This window comes from Mycobacterium sp. E2327 (assembly GCF_001672675.1).
Lineage (GTDB): Bacteria > Actinomycetota > Actinomycetes > Mycobacteriales > Mycobacteriaceae > Mycobacterium.
Window position 1 is genome coordinate 1 of the sequence record NZ_LZKE01000109.1, and the last position, 17,634, is coordinate 17,634.

Consider the following 17,634-nt stretch of genomic DNA (forward strand, 5'->3'; position numbering starts at 1 on the left):
AGACCGTCGTCGACGCGCCCTTCTTCCTGCTGCCGCCGGGCTGGGCGCGACTGCCGATGGTGTTGCTGGCCCCGGCCCCGCCCCCGAACGGGCGCCCGTCGTGGTGTTGTGGGCGTCGCAGACCGGCAATGCCGAGGAACTCGCCGCCGATGTCGCCGCGCAATTGCGCGAGGCCGCCCTGCCGGTCGCGTTGCACGCCATGGACGACTTCCCGTTACAGCAGCTTCCCGCGACCCGGGAATTGCTGCTGATCACCAGCACCACCGGGGACGGCGACCCGCCGGACAACGGCACCGGGCTGTGGCGGGCGCTGACGTCCGATAGCGCACCGCGATTCACCGATACCCGCTACGCCGTGCTCGCGCTGGGCGACTCCAACTACGACGACTTCTGCGGCCATGGCCGCAAGATCGACGAGCGGCTCGCCGAGCGGGGAGCGACCCGAATCGTCGACCGGGTCGACTGCGAACCCGACTACGAAGACGCGGCGGCCAAGTGGCTGGGCGGGGTCATCGAGGCGCTGGCCCGCACGCCGGCGCCGGTCGGCAGGAAGGGCGGCGCGGTCACCGCCCCCGTCGCCAAGCCGGCCCGGCCGGCGAACGGGGCCGGAGCGGTCGGCTACTCCAAGAAGCATCCGCTGATCACCGACATGGCCCGCAACATCAAGCTGGGCCGGCCGGAGTCGGCGAAGGACGTGCGGCAGTTGGTGTTTCGGGTGCCCGAGGACACGATCAGCTACGAGGCCGGTGACGCGCTCGGGGTGTGGCCGCGCAACAGCGACCGGCTGGTCGACGAATGGCTGTCGGTCACCGGACTGGACGGGCAGACCCCGGTCGAGGTCGGCGAGCACGGCTTGATGTCGTTGCGCTCCGCGCTCACCGAGCGGATCGAGATCGCTCACATCAGCCGGGATTTGGTGCGTTTCGTGCAGGAGCGCACCGGCAACCAGAAACTTGCCGAGCTGCTGAGGCCGGAGAACAAGGCCGAGCTGAGCAACTGGACGTGGGGACGCCAGTTGGTGGACCTGCTGGCAGCTCTGCCGGTCTACGCGTCGGCCCACGAGTGGCTGCGGGTGCTCAAACGCCTTCAGCCGCGGCTCTACTCGATCTCGTCGAGCCCCAAGGAGTGCCCGGCAGAGGTCCACCTGACGGTCTCGCCGGTGCGCTACAACTTCCAGGGCGTCCCGCGCCGCGGGGTGTGTTCGACCTACCTCGCCGACCGCTCCCCCGGCGATCGCGTCGCCGTGTACCTGCAGCCGTCGAGCAACTTCCGGCCGCCCAGCGGCCCGGACACCCCGATGATCATGATCGGTCCGGGCACCGGGATCGCCCCCTTCCGCGGTTTCCTGCAGGAACGTCGCGCGCTCGGCCACACCGGCCCCAACTGGCTGTTCTTTGGCGAACAGCACGCCGCGACCGATTTCTACTACCGCGACGAGATCGAACAGATGCGGGCCGACGGGCTGCTCACCGAGCTGGACCTGGCGTTCTCGCGCGACCAGCGCGAGAAGGTCTACGTGCAGCACCTGATGCGCAAGCGCGGGGACCAGCTGTGGCGCTGGCTGCAGGACGGCGCGCAGCTGTACGTCTGCGGTAACGCCGACCCCATGGCCAGGGACGTCGACCGGGCGCTCTGCGAAATCGCCGCTGAGCAGGGCAACCTCGGCCCGGATGCGGCGCGGGAATACGTGCGATCGCTGAGCGCCGACAAGCGCTACCACCGCGACGTCTACTGAGGCGCTCGGCCTGTAATACGACGGAAACGTCGCACACCCGCCGCTGAAACATCGCTGACGCAGGATTCACTCATTAGGTCGCGTACCAAAAGGAGTGACAGCGTGGCTCGCGATTCTGAAAGGCAAGTCTGCCCGCGGCGGGAGTGTCCGCTGCATCCCGACGGCAGGGCGTCGGCGCCGGGCCAAGTCGAGTGGGCGGGGTTGCCCGTCAACCTGGACATGGCGTTCTCCCGGGTGCAACGCGACAAGGTCTACGTGCAGCACGTGATGCGCAAGCAGGGCAGCCGGCTGTCGCGGTGGGTGCACAACGGCGCACGGCCTTGCGTCTGTGAAGTGGCCGCCGAGGACGGGATGCTGGGCAGCGACGCGGCCGAATCCGTTTCCAGCCGATAGCGATCTTCACGCTCCGTTCGCAGTGCTGGTTCGCGTCGGCGCTACGGTGTTGTGATGAGCGATCCCCACACGCCGCGGATCCCGCCGGCACTGGCCGCCCCAAGCCTGAACCGCGGCGTGGGATTCACCCACGAGCAGCGCCGGCGCCTGGGGCTGACCGGCCGGCTTCCGTCTGCGGTGCTCACGCTTGACGAGCAAGCCGACCGCGTGTGGCACCAACTGCAAAGCCTCGGTACGGATCTGGGCCGCAACCTGCTTCTCGAGCAACTGCATTACCGGCACGAACTGCTGTACTTCAAGGTGCTGGAAGACCACCTGCCCGAGCTGATGCCCGTGGTGTACACGCCCACCGTGGGTGAGGCCATTCAACGCTTCTCGGATGAATACCGCGGGCAGCGCGGACTCTTTCTGAGCATCGACGAGCCGGACGAGATCGCGGAGGCCTTCGAGACTTTCGGCCTGGGTCCCGACGACGTCGACCTGATCGTGTGCACCGACGCCGAGGCGATCCTGGGTATCGGCGACTGGGGGGTCGGCGGCATCCAGATCGCCGTCGGCAAGCTGGCGCTCTACACCGCGGGCGGCGGGATCGACCCGCGCCGTTGCATCGCGGTGTCGCTCGACGTGGGAACGGACAACGAACAGTTACTGCAGGATCCGTTCTATTTAGGCAACCGCCACGCCCGGCGCCGCGGCGCGGAGTACGACGCCTTCATCAAGCGCTATATCGAGACCGCCCACCGGCTGTTTCCACACGCGATCCTGCATTTCGAAGACTTCGGGCCGCTCAACGCGCGGCACATTCTGCAGACCTACGGCGACGAGTACTGCATCTTCAACGACGACATCCAGGGCACCGGTGCGGTGGTGGTCGCCGCCGTCTACGGCGGATGCCACGTCACCGGCATCCCGCTGCGCGACCAAAAAACGATCGTCTTCGGCGCCGGCACCGCCGGGATCGGCGTGGCCGATCAGATCCGGGACGCGATGGTCGCCGACGGCGCGACGGTCGAGCAGGCCAGGTCGCAGATCTGGCCGATCGACAAGCAGGGCCTGCTCTTCGACGACATGGACGACCTGCGCGATTTCCAGGTGCCGTACGCCAAGAACCGGCAGCAACTCGGGGTCGGTGCCGGGGATCGGGTGGGGCTGGTGGACGCGATCAAGCTCGCGTCGCCGACCATTCTGCTGGGCTCCTCAACCGTATTCGGGGCGTTCACCGAGAAGGTCGTTGACGCGATGACGGCTTCCTGCGAACGCCCGATGATCTTTCCGCTGTCAAACCCGACCTCACGGATGGAGGCCATGCCGGCCGATCTGCTCGAGTGGTCCAACGGTAAGGCGTTGATCACCACCGGCACCCCGGTCGCCCCGGTCGAATTCAACGGCGTCACCTACACCATCGGCCAGGCGAACAACGTGCTGGTGTTCCCGGGCATCGGGTTGGGCATCATCGTCTCCCGCGCCAGGACCGTCACGCCCGGCATGCTGCAGGCGGCGGCGAAAGCCGTTGTGCACCAGGCGTGCCCGACGAACGCCGGCGATTCGTTGTTGCCGGATGTGCAGAACCTGCGTGAGATCTCGACGGCGGTCGCCGAGGCCGTCTATCACGCCGCCGTGGAAGACGGGGTTGCCACCGAGACCCACGAGGACGTCGGGCAAGCCGTCGCCGACACGATGTGGACGCCGGTCTACGACTAGCCGCTATCGCCTGGGTGCGTCGGGTTGCCCATACACGGCGACGACGACGGTGCGGTCCAGGCTGTTGTCCGACCACACCCCGATGTTGGTGTTGGCGCAGTCGCGGATGATCGCCATGTCGTCGGGGTTGTAGTACCACTGGTTGACCAGTTCCAGGCTGCTGATCGCTATCGCGGGGTTGATCGCCACCGTTTCGGCCGCCCGGCCGCGGAAGCCGGCGGCGTTGGCGCGATCCTGTGGCGTCGAGCCATCGGATCCGGTGTCGTCGTTGATGTTCCGGTTGCTGATCATGTCTTCGGCGTGCCATTCGGCGGCCAGCGTCAGCGCGTTGTTCCGGATGACGTCGTTGGTGCAGCCCGCCTGGTGCTGCAGGGTGTAGACGGCCGAGACGACGGCGCTGTTGAGCCGCTTGTTGTCGGCGTGCGCGGCGGGCGCCGGCAACGCCGCTGCCGCCGCCGCGATCGCCGCGGCGGACATCACCGTGACCGCTCGCATCACACCGGATCGAACCGCGAGACCAGCCATCGGCCGTCGACCTTGTCCAGCGTCACCCGCACGACGGGTTGGGTATCCGTGGGGGCGCCGCTGCCGATGGTGACGGTTTGGTCGACGAACGCCAGCACCACGGCGTGGTTGGCCGACGCCGAAACCGAGGCCGCCGCATTGACTTTCGCCACCGAGGAGATGTGCTTCTCCTTCGCGCCCGGAATGACGACCTGGCGGGTCAGCTCGGTGTAGGCGTCCTTGAACTCGCCGGTCAGCCGTTCGCGCGCCGCGGCGAGATCCTTCTCCACCGAATCCGCCTTGTAGGACAACAGGGCGACCGCGTCTTCGCCGGCGACCCGCACCGACTCGGCACGTGCCCGCGCCAGGTCGTCGGCCGACCCGGCCACCCACTTGAAAAAGCCCGCCCCCAACGCCAGCAGCAGCGCGACCGCGGGCAACACGCCCCGGGCGAAGACGCGCGACCAGTTGATGCGCCGCCTCTCGGGCGATTCCGAATCTTCCTCTACCGTCTCGTCTTCCGCCGCAGGCTCCACGTCCTCGTCGGCGGCGGTGGCCTCGATGTCCTCGCGCAGTGTGGTCATGGCACGAACACCACGCTCGACACCTTTGCGTCGTCACCGACGGACCGGACCTCGATTCGCATCCGCCATTCCCGCGGCGCCTCCTCGCCGCCGGCGGTGCGCGACTTGACGGCGACCGCGACCAGGACCTGCGCGGAGTCGCCCCGCTGGGATTCCAGGCCGGCATCGGTAACGGTGCCTTCCGATTTCGACTGCGCCGCCCTGACGACCTCGACGAACGGCTTGGACCGCTGCTCGAAGTCGTCGCGGAACGCCCCGGTGGACAGGTCGAGGATGCGTTGCACGTCGGCGTCGACCTGGGTGTAGTTGATGGTCGTGAGGTTCACCGCGCCCTGGCGGGCGACCTGAACGAACAAGTCGCGCTTGGCGTTGGCCTCGTGCTTCTCATAGGCCCGGTAGCCCAGCCAGCCGGCCAATCCGGCCAGCGCCGCCACCACGGCGGCGGCGGCCACCACTGCCGTTGCGGCGCGTGAGAGCCGGGGGGTGGCCCGGCGCCGCCAGCGCGCGCGCCGCTTCTCGGGTTCCTTGGTGTCTTCGGCCATGTTGCTCCTTCGAATGCTTACGGCGTCGGGACTAGAAGCGATTGCCAGTTTTTGGCGCGTGGGTGCGCCAAATCGGCTTCGGTGTAATGGTGTCCGTCGGGCCCCACGTAGTCGCCGGTGGCGGGGTCGTAGGTCGCGACGGCGAGCGGCGGAGGCGCCGGTGCCGGGGGCGCGGTGCCCCGCGGCGGGGGCAGCCGCGGGTCTTGTCCCGGCGGATACATCGGGACGCCCTGCCCGCTGTAGGTGGCGTTGGGGTCTCCCTTCCAGTTGTAGCCGTCGTTGAGCGGCACATACTCCTCGTCGCTTTCACACAGCTCGACAGTGGGCGCCCGCTTCCATGGCTTGGCCTCGCACGGAATGTTGCGCACGCCACGGACATTGAACTCGGAGTCTTGCGGCACCCGGCAGAACAGGTCCGCGGCGGGACGGTCCGGCGCGTCGACGCTGGCCGGTGAGCGGCGCTGGGTCGGCGGGAGATAGCCCGTCGTGCACGGCGGCGGCAGGTTGATGTTCAGGTTGAAGTCCAACTGGGCGCCCCGGTACTCCTGCTTGGTATTGGAGCTGGGCACGACGATGGCCGCCATGGCCGCGATGCCTTGGGGGAACAGCACGAGCAGTTGTTCGATGTCGTGGCGGTACACGACGGCGATGTCGCCGAAGCTGACCAGGTTGGCGAACAACACCGGCACCGCCGGTGCGACCCGGTCGAACAGGGCGCGGCCTTCCTCCAGCCCGGAAGTGCCCTGGGTCAACAGGTCCCGCAGCGCCGCGTCTTGCGCCTTGAACTGCGCCGTGATGGCCGCCGTGCGATTGGCCCACGTGGCGATGTCGTCCGCCGTCTGCACCTGGGAGTTCAGCACCGCCGGGGACTGGTCGATCAGGGCGGCCAGCGGGTCGGCCGTCCGGCCCCCGGCGATGGCCAGCGCGGTGGACCCGTCGACGATCCGCGACAACTCCGGCCCCAGGCCGCTCACCGCGCGGTTGGTCTCGTCGATCACCGTGTGCAGGTTGTCCCGCGGAATCGCCTGCAGCGCACGGTTGGTCAGGTCGAGCAGGTGCCCGATGTCGACGGGTACGTCGACGCGGCCCGCGGGGATGACGTCGCCCGAGGTCAGCGACCGGGAGTGTTCTCCCTCCGTGCCCGGCCGCGGGGTCAGCTCGATGTATTGCTCGCCGATCGCCGAGCGGCTGTGCACCGACGCCTCGACGTCGGAGGGCACCTTGACCCCGGATCTCAGGGCGAGCACCGCGCGCACCCCGGTGGCGGTGACCTCGACCGACTTGACCTGGCCCACGTCGGTGCCGCGGTAGGTGACCACGGAGGTCTGGTAGAGCCCACCCGACTGCGGCAGGTCGACCGAGACGTTGTATTCGCCGATCCCGAACAGCGTGGCGGGCAGCTTCATGAAGTTGAAAGCCATTGCGCCACAGGAAAGCACGGTCACCAGCGTCAACATCGACAGCTGGATCCAGGTGCGGCGGTTCAGGCGCAGCATCAGTATCCCCCGAAGTGATACGGATAGGTCAGCGGGTTGCCCCCGGTGACCGGGCTGGGCTGCATGCCGATCGTGCGTCCCCACTGCAGTTCGAGCTGGGTGAGATTGCCCTCCCACCGGGAGCCGGTGAAGAGCCCTTGGTCGATGCGGCTCAAGGTCAGGTCGACCACCAGGGTGAGGTTCGCGTAGTCGCCGCGGAACCAGTTCCGCACGGTGGACGCCGGCCACGGGTAGGCCACCAGGCCGTCCAGGCCCCTGGTGAGCGACGGCCCGGCATCGGCCAGCGACCGCAGCACCGGCGCGATGTTGCGCAGGTTGTTCACCAGGGATTCCCTGCTCTGGTGGATCGTGTCCGCCGCGAGCGCGCTGAACTTGCCGAGTTGGTCGATGGCATCGGCGATCTTGGTGCGCTCCTCGGCAAGTACCGCAAGCGCTTTCGGAACGGTGGTCAACGCCTTGTCGACGACAGGGTCTTTGTCGGCGACCTGGCCCGCCAGCGCGTTGAGGTTCTCGGAGGCGGCGATGATGTCGTCGGTCTGGGCGTTGGTGCCGGTGATGAACTGGTCGAGCTGGCCGAGCAGGCTGCGCATGTCGTTCTCGCGGCCCGCGAACGCCTTGGCGAGCGCCTGGGTGATTTCCTGCAGCTGACCGAGCCCGCCGCCGTTGAGCAGAATTGACACCGATGCCAGGGTCTGCTCGGTGGTCGGATACGTGCTCGCGCGCGGCAGCGGGATTACCGAACCGTTTTTCAGTTCACCCACGGGCGGCTCGTCTTTGGGCGGTGCGAGTTCGATGTGCATCGAGCCCAGCAGGCTGGTCTGCCCCAGCTTCGCGGTCGAATTGGCCGGCAGCCGAACGTCGCCGTTGATCCGCATGGTGACCAGCGCGTGCCAATCCTGGAGCTCGATCTTGGTCACGTTGCCGATGTTGACGTCGTCGACGCGAACCCGGGTGTTCTCCTGAATGGTTGCGACATCGGGCATTTGCGCCTGGATGGTGTAGGAGCCGGGTCCCCCACCCGCGGTGCCGGGCAGGGTGAACGAATTCAGGCCCTTCCATCCGCAGCCCGACACCGCGGCCAGGCAGGCGAGGCACAGCGCGGCCACCATCGCGCGTCTCATGATGCCCCCGTCGGAAGCATCAGGTCACGCAGCACTTGTGTCGAGTCGACCGTGCCGTTCGGCGGCGGTGGCGCCTCGCCGGGCGGTGGCGCCTCGGTGGCCACCGGCTGCTCGGCGGGTGCGGGCGGCTGGGGCGGCGCGGCATCCGGCGGCGCTTCCGGGGGCGTGTAGCCCGGCCGCAACCGGTCCTCGCTGTAGGTGATCTCGTTCGGCCGGGCCTGCGTCCCGACGAACGGGTTCAGACCGAAGGGAAGGTAGTTGTAGATGCGGTTTTTGATGATCGGGTTGATGTATTGCAGGCACAGCTTCGACACGCGGTCCAGACGCAGCCGGGAGGCCGCCTCGATCGAGCTGCAGATCCATTGCGGGATGTCGGCGAAGTTGTTCAGCGCCATGATGCCGGTCATGGCGCTCTGCGCCGGCTGGTAGATGTTCAGGAAATTCTGGAACACCGTCGGGGCGATGTGCAGAATCTGTTTGACGTCGGCGCGGCTGTCGTTCAGCGCCGTGGTGATGGACGCCAGCCGGTCGGACGTGACGCCAATGGCTTCCCGATTCTCGGACAGGAAGTCGCGCAGATCCGTCAGCGCCCCATCGAGGCCCTTCACCGCGTTCCCCACCTCGTTGGGGGTGTTCGACAGCACCGTCGTCACGCTGGCCAGGTTCTGGTTGAACGAGGCCAGCAGATCGCTGCTGGAGTGCAGCGCCGACACCAGCAGCTGCAGGTTGCGCACAGTGCTGAAGATGTCGTCGGCGTGATCACCCAGCGCCGAAATCGCCTCGGACAGTTTCAATACGGTGTCACGGGCCGTGTCGCCCTCGCCGCGAACGTTGTCGGCGCCGGAGTTGATGAACTCGCCGAGCGAGTTCACACCGCCCGGTGCGGTGGGCTGCAGCGCCTCGGTCAGCTTCTCCAGCTGCCTGCGGAAGTCGTCCCATTCGACGGGAACCGCGGTGCGGCTCAGGGGAATCGACGCGCCGGGGCTCAGCTTGGGGCCGCCGGAGTACGCGGGGACGAGCTGGATCGCCCGCGAGGTCACCAGCGACGGCGACAGTATCGCCGCGCGGGCATCGGCCGGGACCGCGTACTGCTTGTCCACGGAGAAGGTCACCTTGGAGCTGGCGGGCTGCGGCTCGATCCTGTCCACCACGCCCACCGCGACGCCGAGGATGCGAATCTCGTCGCCGACGAACAGGCCGTTCGCCTCCGCGAAATAGGCGGTGTACGTGCTCCTTTCGACCTGCCTCAGCAACTTGGTGCCGACGAGGAACGACGCCACGACGAGGGTGGCGACCAGGCTGATGCCGGTCACCGCCTGCAGCGTACGGCGGCTCATCGCTGTCCCCCCGCATCCGCGGGAGCGAGCTCGGGCGGCGGGCCCGGCGCGGGGCCCGGGGAGGGCGGTTGCGACCAGATGGGATGCGGCGCGTTCTCGGGCGGCACGGGCGGGCTGCCGGTCGGCGGGTCCACCGACTCCGACGGTAGCCCCTGGTTGGGATCCAGGAACCGGTCATACATCCGCGCGTCGATCGTCGGGCCGCTTATCTGCCCGGGGATCAGGTTGGCCACGTACGCCTTGAAAAACGGTCCCGAGCCTAGGCATTCACCGAACGACATCGCGTAGCGCTTGAACTTCGGCAGGGTCTTCTGCAAGTCTTCCTTGCGGTTGTCCAGCACCTCGAGCACCCCGTTGAGCTTGTCGAGGGCGGGCTTGAGCTGGGTCCGGTTGTCGTCGACCAGCCCCGAAATCTGGTGCGACACCGCCGTGATGTTGTTCATCAGCGCGTCGAGAGAATCCCGTTCGTCCAGTAGCGCGGCGAGCAGCGCGTTGGAATCGGCCACCAGCGTGGCGATCTGCTGGCTGCGCTTGCCGAGCACGCCGGAGACCTTGTTGGCGTTGCCCAACAGGCTGCGCAGCTGAGCGTCGCGATGGTTGAGGGTCTCGGAGAACCGAGCGACGCCCTGCAGCGCGGGTTTGAGGTCGGCCGGGGTTTCCTTGAACGTGTTGGCCAACGTCGTTAGCGCCGAGGACAATTGGGCGGTGTCCAGCCCGCTGATCGTCGTCGTCAGGTCACCCAGCGCGTCGGGAAGGTCGTAGGGCGAGTGGGTGCGTTCCAGCGGGATGGGGCCGTTCAGCCGTCCGTCGCCACGCGAGGTGAGCTCGAGCATCTTGCTGCCCAGCACCGTCTCGGTCTTGATCGCGGCTTCGGTTCGGTCGCCCAGCTCGATGGCCTTGCGGACGGTGAAGCCCACCCGGACCTTGGTGCCCTCCAGGCGGATGTCGGAGACCCTGCCGACGCCCATGCCCGAAACCCGGACCGTGCTACCGGTTTTGATGCCGCCGGCCTCGGAAAAGTAGGCCGCATAGTCGTTGGTGTTCTTGACGAACGGCAACTTGTCGTACTGGAAGGCCGCGACGGTCACGCACACCAGGACCGCGGTGCCGATCACACCGATCGTGACGGGGCTGCGTCCCGCGAGCGGCTTTACCTTGGGTAGCTTCATTGCGGCGTGCACCGCCCGCTGGGCTGGCCGAACAGCTTGACGAAGATGGGGTTGCCGCCCTTGCCGTTGAGCTTGAGCAACACTTCGCAGAAGTAGAAGCCGAAGTAGTCTCCGTTCAGGCCCTGCCGGGACAGCACCTGGTAGATGTCGGGAAGCTGCTTGAGCAGGTTGTCGACATAGTCGCGGTCCGACATCACCTGCCCCGACATCCGGTCGGTCTCGTGCACCACGTCCTTGATCGGCTGGCGGGCCTGCACGAGCAGGTCGGCGACCGACCCGGCCGCCGCGTTGATGTAGGCCAGCCCGGTGGAGATGTCGTCCCTGCGCTGCGCCAGGCCGTTGACGAACTGCGAGAGCTTGTCCAGGCCGTCGGAGAACTCGCGGTCGCGGGTGCCGAAGGTGTGCAAAACGGTGTTCAGGTTGGTGATCAGCTCGCCGATCAGTTCGCTGCGCCCGGCCAGGGTCGACGTCAGCATCGAGGTCTGCGCCAGCACCGAGGCCAGGGTGCCGCCCTGCCCCTGGAAGATGCGCAGCAACTCGCCGGACAGGGCGTTGACCTGATCGGGATTCAGCGCCCGGAACAACGGCCGGAAGCCCCCGATCAGCGCGTCGATATCGAGGGCGGGCGACGTCCGCGCCAGCGGAATCGTCGCGCCCGCCGGCAGGCGCCGGGCGGACCCGGGGCCGTCTTCGAGCGCGAGATACCGGTCCCCGATCAGGTTTTCGTAGCGCACGACCGCCTTGGTGCCCTCGGTGAGCCGCACGCCCTTGTCCACGGCGAAGCCGACGGTGACCGTGCCGTCGCGGTGCAGGGTGAGGTCGCCGACCTTGCCGACCTCGACCCCGGCGATGCGCACGAAGTTGCCGGACTTCAGGCCGGATATGTTCGTGAAGACCGCCTGGTAGCCGGTGCGGTCCTCGAAGCGCAGCTGGCCGAACACGGCGATCAAGGTAAACGTGAACACCAGGCAGACCGCCGTGAACAGCGCGACGCGCGCGAGGATGGCGGACATCTTCCGTCGTCTCATGGCGGTGGCCGCCCCCCGCGATACCAGTAGTGGGGCGCTTCGGGCGGGTTCTTGGTGGTCGGGAACCAGTTGGCCCACCACGGATTTCCCGCGGCCACATTGGTGCGGATCTCGTCGGGCGCGGCGCCCCAACCGGTGTCGGTGACCAGCGCGCGCACCGGGAAGTTCGCGCTCGGATCGGGCAGCGACCCGCAACTGGGCTTACCACCGGGACCGCCCGTGGCGTTGACCTTGGGAAGGTGTCTTGGGTAGCGGTACGGGTCGTCACCGAACAGCAGCGCGGAGTCGAGGATCACCGAATAGCCGTTGCCGCCCAACGCGTCCCGGCCGCCGTGGTCGACATACCATTGCGCACCCTGGAACAGGCACGTGAAGGTCGGTGAGTACTTGTTCAGCAGCGCCGTGGTCGGATCGACCAGGTTGAAAGACCGGACGATGTTGGCCTCGCTTCTGCCGATGACGTTGATGCCGGTCTGGCTGAAACCAGCCGCCGACAACAGCAGCGAATCGAGTGACCGCTGGTTTTCGGTCAGGGTGGCGCTGCTCGTTGTCGCCGAGTCGAGGATCGACAAAATGTCCTGCGCCGCAGTGGAATAGGCGGCCGTCGTCTTGCCGAACAGCCGCCAGTCGGTGTGGATGGTGTCCATCCGCGGGTTGACGGTCAGCAACAGGTTGTTCGCGTCGGTGATGGCCTCGCCGATCCGTTCACCCTTGCCGCGCACCGACTCCGCGAACGCCGACAGGATCGAGTTCAGCTTGGCGGGATCCAGGGCTTTGACCACGGCCTGCAGGTTCTCGAACACCGTGTTGACTTCCACGGTGACGTTCCGGGAGCGCAGCACCGCGCCGGGCTTGAGCGGTGTGGCGCTGGCGTGGTCGGGCACGATCAGGTCGACGTACTTGGACCCGAACGCGGTGGTCGATTTGATCTCCGCCTCGAGGTTGCTCGGCAGGTATTTGAACGGACCCGGTTGCATCTTCAGTTGCAGCTGGGCGGCTTTCACGTCGGTGCCGATCGATGCCACCTGACCGACCTGCACCCCGCGCAGCTTGACCTTGGCGCCCGGTTCCATCACCAGGCCCGCGCGGTCGGACACCAGCGTGAGCGGGATGAACTCCTGGAACCTTCCGGAGAATGACGCCGCGGTCAGCGCGACCAATATCCCGACGACGATGAACAGCGTCGGCGCCCACCAGATCGGATCGATCCTGCTGCCGCGGACCCTGTTTCGCGCGCGCGATCCGTCGTCACGATGATTGCTCATGCCGTCATCCCGACAGGTTGAAGTTGCCGGATTGCCCGTAGACGGACAACGAAATCATCAGGCAGACAAAGGCGGTGACGATCATCGACGACCGCACCGAACGACCGACCGCCTCGCCCACGCCGGCGGGACCGCCCGTCGCGGTGAAACCGTAATAGGTGTGCACGACCATCACACCCGTGGCCATCGTCAGCGCGGCCAGGAACGACCAGAACAGGTCGGTGGGCCGCAGGAACGTGGAGAAGTAGTGCTCGTACACGCCGCGCGACTGCCCGTAGATGTAGATGGTGCCGAACTTGGCGGCGATGAACGACATCAGCACGGCCACCGCGTACAGCGGAATGACCACGAGGACACCGGCGATGATCCGTGTCGACGACAGATAGGTGATCGCGCGGATGCCCATCACTTCCAGCGCGTCGATCTCCTCGTTGATGCGCATCGCGCCCAGCTGGGCGGTCGTGCCCGCGCCGATGGTGGCCGCCAGGGCCACGCCGGCCGTGCACGGCGCGATCATGCGCACGTTGAAGAACGCCGAGAGAAATCCGGTCAGCGCCTCGACACCGATGTTGGACAACGTGTCGTAGCCCTGCACCGCGACGAGGGCGCCGGTGGTCAGCGTGAGAAAGCCGATGATGCCCACGGTCCCGCCGATCACCGCCAGCGCGCCCGTGCCCATGCCCATCTCCGCGATCAGCCGCAGCACTTCGCCCGGGTAGCGCCGCACCGCCTCGGCCGTGGCGGCCAACGACCTGCCGTAGAACTCGGTCTGTTCGCCCAGCCTGCGGGTGCCGGCGACCAGCCTGGGCCCGAGGGCGGCCAGCCATCCGGGCTCGCGTGCGGCGTCGGTCACTTGGCGGTCACCTTCACGCCGAGGGCGGTGATCACGATGTTGATGAAGAACAACGCCATGAACGAGAACACGACGGTCTCGTTGACCGCGTTGCCGACGCCGGTCGGGCCGCCGCCCACCGAAAGGCCCTTGTAGCAGGCGATCAGGCCCGCCGACAGCCCGAACAGGGTCGCCTTGATGAGCGAGATCACCACCTGCGGCAGGCCGGTGACGAGCGTCATCCCGGCGATGAACGCACCCGGGGTGACGTGCTGGACGAAGACCACGAAGATGTAGCTGCCCGTCAACCCGGTGACTGCGACCACCGAGTAGAGCAGCAACGCGACGAAGGTGGCGGCGATGATGCGCGGAACCACAAGCGCCTGAACCGGATTGACGCCGATCACCTTCATCGCGTCGATCTCCTCGCGAATGGTGCGCGCGCCCAGGTCGGCGCACATCGCTGTCGATCCGGCGCCGGCGACGGCCATCGCGGTGACGACGGGCCCCACCTGGGTCACCGACGCCAGCGCGGCACCCGCGCCCGAGAGGTCCCCGGCGCCGATCTCGACGAGCAAGATGTTGAGGACGAACACGATGAGGACTGTGTACGGAATCGACAGCATGATCGTCGGGAAAATCGAAACCCGCGCCACGAACCAGATCTGCTCGAATAGCTCACGCCACGCCCACGGCCCCCGTACCGCGGCAACCAGCGCCTCGAGGCTGAGCAGAAAGAACTGACCCAGCGCGTTCATGGGCCGTGCGATGGCGGTGCCGTCCATGGGGTTCGTTCATGCCCCCCGCGTCGTCCAGATATCGATACGGCTCATGCAGCCCCCGTTTAGGTGAAAGAAGCAAAAAACTTCGTGATTAGCGTCACCGCAAAGGATTAGCGGTGTGAAGCGCGCAATCCGGCCACTTCGCCTGTCTGCGCACACAAAACACTTCGGAAGCCTAAAACCGGCCCGGAAGATGTCGCAGGGTTGAAATCAACAAGAAGAAATCTGGCGAACCTCAGCCGGCGCCCGCGCCGCCCTCGGCAATCCGGCGCACCGCGCTGAGGAAGACGTCTATTTCCTCGAAGGTGTTGTAGAACGCGAACGACGGGCGGACGGTGGCCTCCAGGCCGAGGCGGCGCAGGATCGGCTGCGCGCAGTGATGGCCGGCGCGCACCGCGATGCCTTCGGCGTTGAGCGCCTTGCCCACCTCGAGCGGGTCGTGTCCGGCCAGCACGAACGACAGCACGCTGGCCTTTTCGGTCGCGGTGCCGACCAGGCGGACGCCCGGGATGTCGGCCAGCCGCGGGGTCGCGTAGTCCAGCAGGGCCCGCTCGTGGGCGGCGATGCGCTCCACGCCCAACCGCTGCACGTAGCGCAGCGCCTCGCCGAGGCCGACGGCGTCGGCGATGTTGCCCGTGCCGGCCTCGAACTTGCTGGGCGGTCCCTGATACAGCGAGCGTTCCAGCGTCACGTCGGCGATCATGTTGCCGCCGCCCTGCCACGGCGGTGTTTCGGCCAACGCCTCCTCGGTCCCGTAGAGCACGCCGATTCCGGTGGGGCCGTAGATCTTGTGGCCGGAGAAGACGAAGAAATCGACGCCGAGCTCGGCGACGTTGACCGGCAGGTGCTGGATGGACTGGGCCCCGTCGATCAGCACCCGCGCGCCGTAGCGGTGGCCCAGCTCGACGATCTGCTCGACCGGTGTCACCGTGCCCAGCGCGTTGGACACCTGGGTCGCGGCCACCAGTTTGGTCTTCGGCCCAAGCAAATCCTCGAATTCCGACATCAGCAAATTGCCGGCATCATCGACCGGCGCCACTTTCAAAATCGCGCCGGTCTGTTGCGAAAGCAGTTGCCACGGGACGATATTGGCGTGATGCTCTAAATGAGTAATGACAATCTCGTCGCCGGGCAGCAAATGCTTCCCGCCCCAGGCGTAGGCCACCAAGTTGATGGCTTCGGTGGTGCCTCGCACGAAGATGATCTCTTCGTCGTTCGCGGCGCCGATGAATCGCCGGACGGTGTTGCGCGCTTCCTCGTAGGCGTCGGTCGCGCGGGCCGCCAACTCGTGCGCCGCGCGGTGAATGTTGGAGTTCTCATGGGCGTAGAAGTGCGACAGGCGATCGATCACCACCTGCGGCTTCTGGGTGGTTGCCGCGTTGTCGAACCAGATCAGCGGCTTGCCGTTGACGGTCTCGGTCAGGATGGGAAAGTCCGCGCGCACCGCGTTGACGTCGAACACCTCGTGCTCGTCGGGCAAGCGGGGCACGGGATCCGTCTTGGTCAGGAAGTGATAGAGGTGCTCGTCGCCGACGGGCGCAACCGGTGGCGCGTCGGACCAGCCGAGGTCCAGCACCGGCGGCGCGTCGGGCAGCCAGGAGGGCGTCGCGGGCGCGGAACCACGGGGGGCCACCGGAGCGGACGGCACCGTCCCGGCGAGCACCCCGGGCACCGTGGGCACGATGCCCTCGCTGGGCACCGCGAAGGCGGCGAGGTCGGCGACGCCGGGTGGCAGGTAGGGATCGGCGACGCTCGCGGCCGTCTCCCCGGCCGACGGCGCGGCCGTCGCATCGGGCACGTTGCCACGGGGGGCGACGGGCACCGTTTGTGGCGGGCTTTCGGGCCCGGGCGATGTCGGCGCAGGAACGTATATGTCGGTGAAGCCGACGACGGGGACGGGCGGGAGGTAGGGGTCCGACGTGCCGGCGGCGGCCTGTCCGGCCGAGGTGGCGGCGGTGGCGTCCGGCACCCCGCCGCGCGGGGCCACGGGCGCCGTCTGCGGCGGGCTGTCCGGCCCGGGCCGGATGCTGGCCGCGTACAACTGGGTGGCCAGCGCCGCGAGTTCGGCGGCTCCGATCGGCAACTCGCTTTCGGCGTCTACCGCTCGGTACTCACTTGTACTCATGGAACTGGTCCACGGCCACGTCGTCGAGGACGGCGAGCGCGTCGTCGGTGAGGACGGCCAGCGAGTTGTAGAGGGTGACCAGGTATGTCGCGATCGCCGACTGGTTGATCCCGGTGAACCGCACGGACAGGCCCGGCGCCTGCTCGCCGACCAGGCCGGGCTGGAACAGGCCGACCACGCCCTGGCGCTCCTCGCCGGTGCGCACCAGGATGAACTTGGTCTTGCCGTCTTCCACCGGCACCTTGTCCGACGGGATCAGCGGAATACCGCGCCAGGTGATGAACTGCGCCCCGAACAGGCTCACCACCGGCGGCGGCACGCCGCGGTAGGTGGCCTCACGGCCGAACGCCGCGACACCGAGCGGGTGGGTGAGGAAGAAGCTGGGCGTCTTCCACACCTTCGTGATGAGCGCGTCGAGGTCGTCGGGCGTCGGCGCCCCGCCGAGCGTCCGGATCGTCTGCTCCGGCGTCGCCTGGGCCAGCAGCCCATACTCGGGGCTGTTGACCAGCTCGAACTCCTGGCGCTCCTTGATCGTTTCGATGGTCAGCCGCAGCTGCTGGGCGATCTGGTCGTGCGGGCTGGAGTACAGATCGGAGACCCGGGTGTGGATGTCGACCAGGGTCGAGATCGACCGCAGCGTGTATTCGCGCGGGCTGGTCTCGTAGTCGACGTACGTCTCGGGCAGCGGCTCCTCGGTGCCGGCGCCCTCTTCGGCCTTGATCGCCACGCTCTCGGGGTTGACCACCCGATTCACCCGGTAGAGGCCGGCTTCCACGGGCACCCAGCTGAGCAGGTGCAACAGCCAGCGCGGTGTGATGGTCGAGAGCTGCGGAACGGTCTTCGTCGCGTTGGCAAGCTGCCGGGCGGCGAGATCGCCTAGTGCCTGGGATTCGTTCTGAGCCCCCTGAGCCGTCGTCATCGCGCTCCTTCCGCTCGGTCGAACGCTGCTGCGAGTGCGGCAGCTTCATGATCGCCCACCGTCAGCGGTGGCGCGCGCCGAGCGTAGGCGGGCACGGAGGT

At 67.5% G+C, this 17,634-nt stretch carries 16 protein-coding genes; 3 read left to right on the top strand and 13 right to left on the bottom strand.

Annotated features, from left to right (window positions below; all coding sequences use genetic code 11):
* From A5712_RS12575 to A5712_RS12585, 3 genes are all read left to right on the top strand, one after another.
* On the top strand, window positions 1-1,735 hold a 1,735-nt coding region (locus A5712_RS12575; protein WP_197519375.1), incomplete at its 5' end, for a sulfite reductase flavoprotein subunit alpha.
* Window positions 1,736-1,837: 102 nt separating this feature from the next.
* Window positions 1,838-2,128 (top strand): hypothetical protein, encoded by a 291-nt coding sequence (locus tag A5712_RS12580; protein WP_068105038.1) that lies wholly within the window; start codon window positions 1,838-1,840, stop codon window positions 2,126-2,128.
* Window positions 2,129-2,182: 54 nt separating this feature from the next.
* Window positions 2,183-3,829 (top strand): NAD-dependent malic enzyme, encoded by a 1,647-nt coding sequence (locus A5712_RS12585; RefSeq protein WP_068105040.1) that lies wholly within the window; start codon window positions 2,183-2,185, stop codon window positions 3,827-3,829.
* A gap of 3 nt (window positions 3,830-3,832) precedes the next feature.
* Here the strand turns inward: A5712_RS12585 and A5712_RS12590 are convergent, their stop codons facing one another.
* The 13 genes from A5712_RS12590 to A5712_RS12650 form a co-directional block, all read right to left on the bottom strand.
* The gene (locus tag A5712_RS12590; RefSeq protein WP_068105044.1) at window positions 3,833-4,324 is read right to left on the bottom strand and encodes a CAP domain-containing protein; all 492 of its coding nucleotides are present in this window, start codon (window positions 4,322-4,324) and stop codon (window positions 3,833-3,835) included.
* The gene (locus A5712_RS12595) at window positions 4,324-4,917 is read right to left on the bottom strand and encodes a hypothetical protein (protein ID WP_068105047.1); all 594 of its coding nucleotides are present in this window, start codon (window positions 4,915-4,917) and stop codon (window positions 4,324-4,326) included. Before A5712_RS12595 ends, A5712_RS12590 begins: the two co-directional genes overlap by 1 nt.
* Window positions 4,914-5,459, bottom strand: a complete 546-nt coding sequence (locus A5712_RS12600; protein ID WP_231982115.1) for an Mce protein — start codon at window positions 5,457-5,459, stop codon at window positions 4,914-4,916. The genes A5712_RS12595 and A5712_RS12600 overlap by 4 nt, the downstream gene beginning before the upstream one ends.
* A 17-nt stretch (window positions 5,460-5,476) precedes the next feature.
* The gene (locus A5712_RS12605; protein ID WP_068105053.1) at window positions 5,477-6,955 is read right to left on the bottom strand and encodes an MCE family protein; all 1,479 of its coding nucleotides are present in this window, start codon (window positions 6,953-6,955) and stop codon (window positions 5,477-5,479) included.
* Window positions 6,955-8,076, bottom strand: a complete 1,122-nt coding sequence (locus tag A5712_RS12610; RefSeq protein ID WP_068105056.1) for an MCE family protein — start codon at window positions 8,074-8,076, stop codon at window positions 6,955-6,957. Before A5712_RS12610 ends, A5712_RS12605 begins: the two co-directional genes overlap by 1 nt.
* Window positions 8,073-9,413, bottom strand: a complete 1,341-nt coding sequence (locus A5712_RS12615) for an MCE family protein (RefSeq protein ID WP_068105058.1) — start codon at window positions 9,411-9,413, stop codon at window positions 8,073-8,075. Before A5712_RS12615 ends, A5712_RS12610 begins: the two co-directional genes overlap by 4 nt.
* Complete coding sequence (locus A5712_RS12620) at window positions 9,410-10,582, bottom strand: MCE family protein (RefSeq protein ID WP_068105060.1); 1,173 nt, start codon at window positions 10,580-10,582, stop codon at window positions 9,410-9,412. The genes A5712_RS12615 and A5712_RS12620 overlap by 4 nt, the downstream gene beginning before the upstream one ends.
* Window positions 10,579-11,610 carry an MCE family protein gene (locus tag A5712_RS12625; protein WP_068105062.1) on the bottom strand — a complete coding sequence of 344 codons (1,032 nt, stop codon included), beginning with the start codon at window positions 11,608-11,610 and terminating at the stop codon, window positions 10,579-10,581. The genes A5712_RS12620 and A5712_RS12625 overlap by 4 nt, the downstream gene beginning before the upstream one ends.
* Window positions 11,607-12,875, bottom strand: a complete 1,269-nt coding sequence (locus A5712_RS12630) for an MCE family protein (protein WP_068105065.1) — start codon at window positions 12,873-12,875, stop codon at window positions 11,607-11,609. The genes A5712_RS12625 and A5712_RS12630 overlap by 4 nt, the downstream gene beginning before the upstream one ends.
* 4 nt (window positions 12,876-12,879) lie before the next feature.
* On the bottom strand, window positions 12,880-13,728 hold the full coding sequence (locus tag A5712_RS12635; protein WP_068105067.1) for an ABC transporter permease: 849 nt from the start codon (window positions 13,726-13,728) through the stop codon (window positions 12,880-12,882).
* A complete protein-coding gene (locus A5712_RS12640; RefSeq protein WP_068105070.1) occupies window positions 13,725-14,492 on the bottom strand; it encodes an ABC transporter permease in 768 nt (255 codons plus the stop codon). Before A5712_RS12640 ends, A5712_RS12635 begins: the two co-directional genes overlap by 4 nt.
* Before the next feature lie 232 nt (window positions 14,493-14,724).
* Window positions 14,725-16,614, bottom strand: coding sequence for a family 2A encapsulin nanocompartment cargo protein cysteine desulfurase (locus A5712_RS12645; RefSeq protein WP_068105073.1), 1,890 nt, complete (start codon window positions 16,612-16,614; stop codon window positions 14,725-14,727).
* The gene (locus A5712_RS12650; RefSeq protein WP_068105075.1) at window positions 16,601-17,533 is read right to left on the bottom strand and encodes a family 2A encapsulin nanocompartment shell protein; all 933 of its coding nucleotides are present in this window, start codon (window positions 17,531-17,533) and stop codon (window positions 16,601-16,603) included. Before A5712_RS12650 ends, A5712_RS12645 begins: the two co-directional genes overlap by 14 nt.
* Window positions 17,534-17,634: the final 101 nt, after the last annotated feature.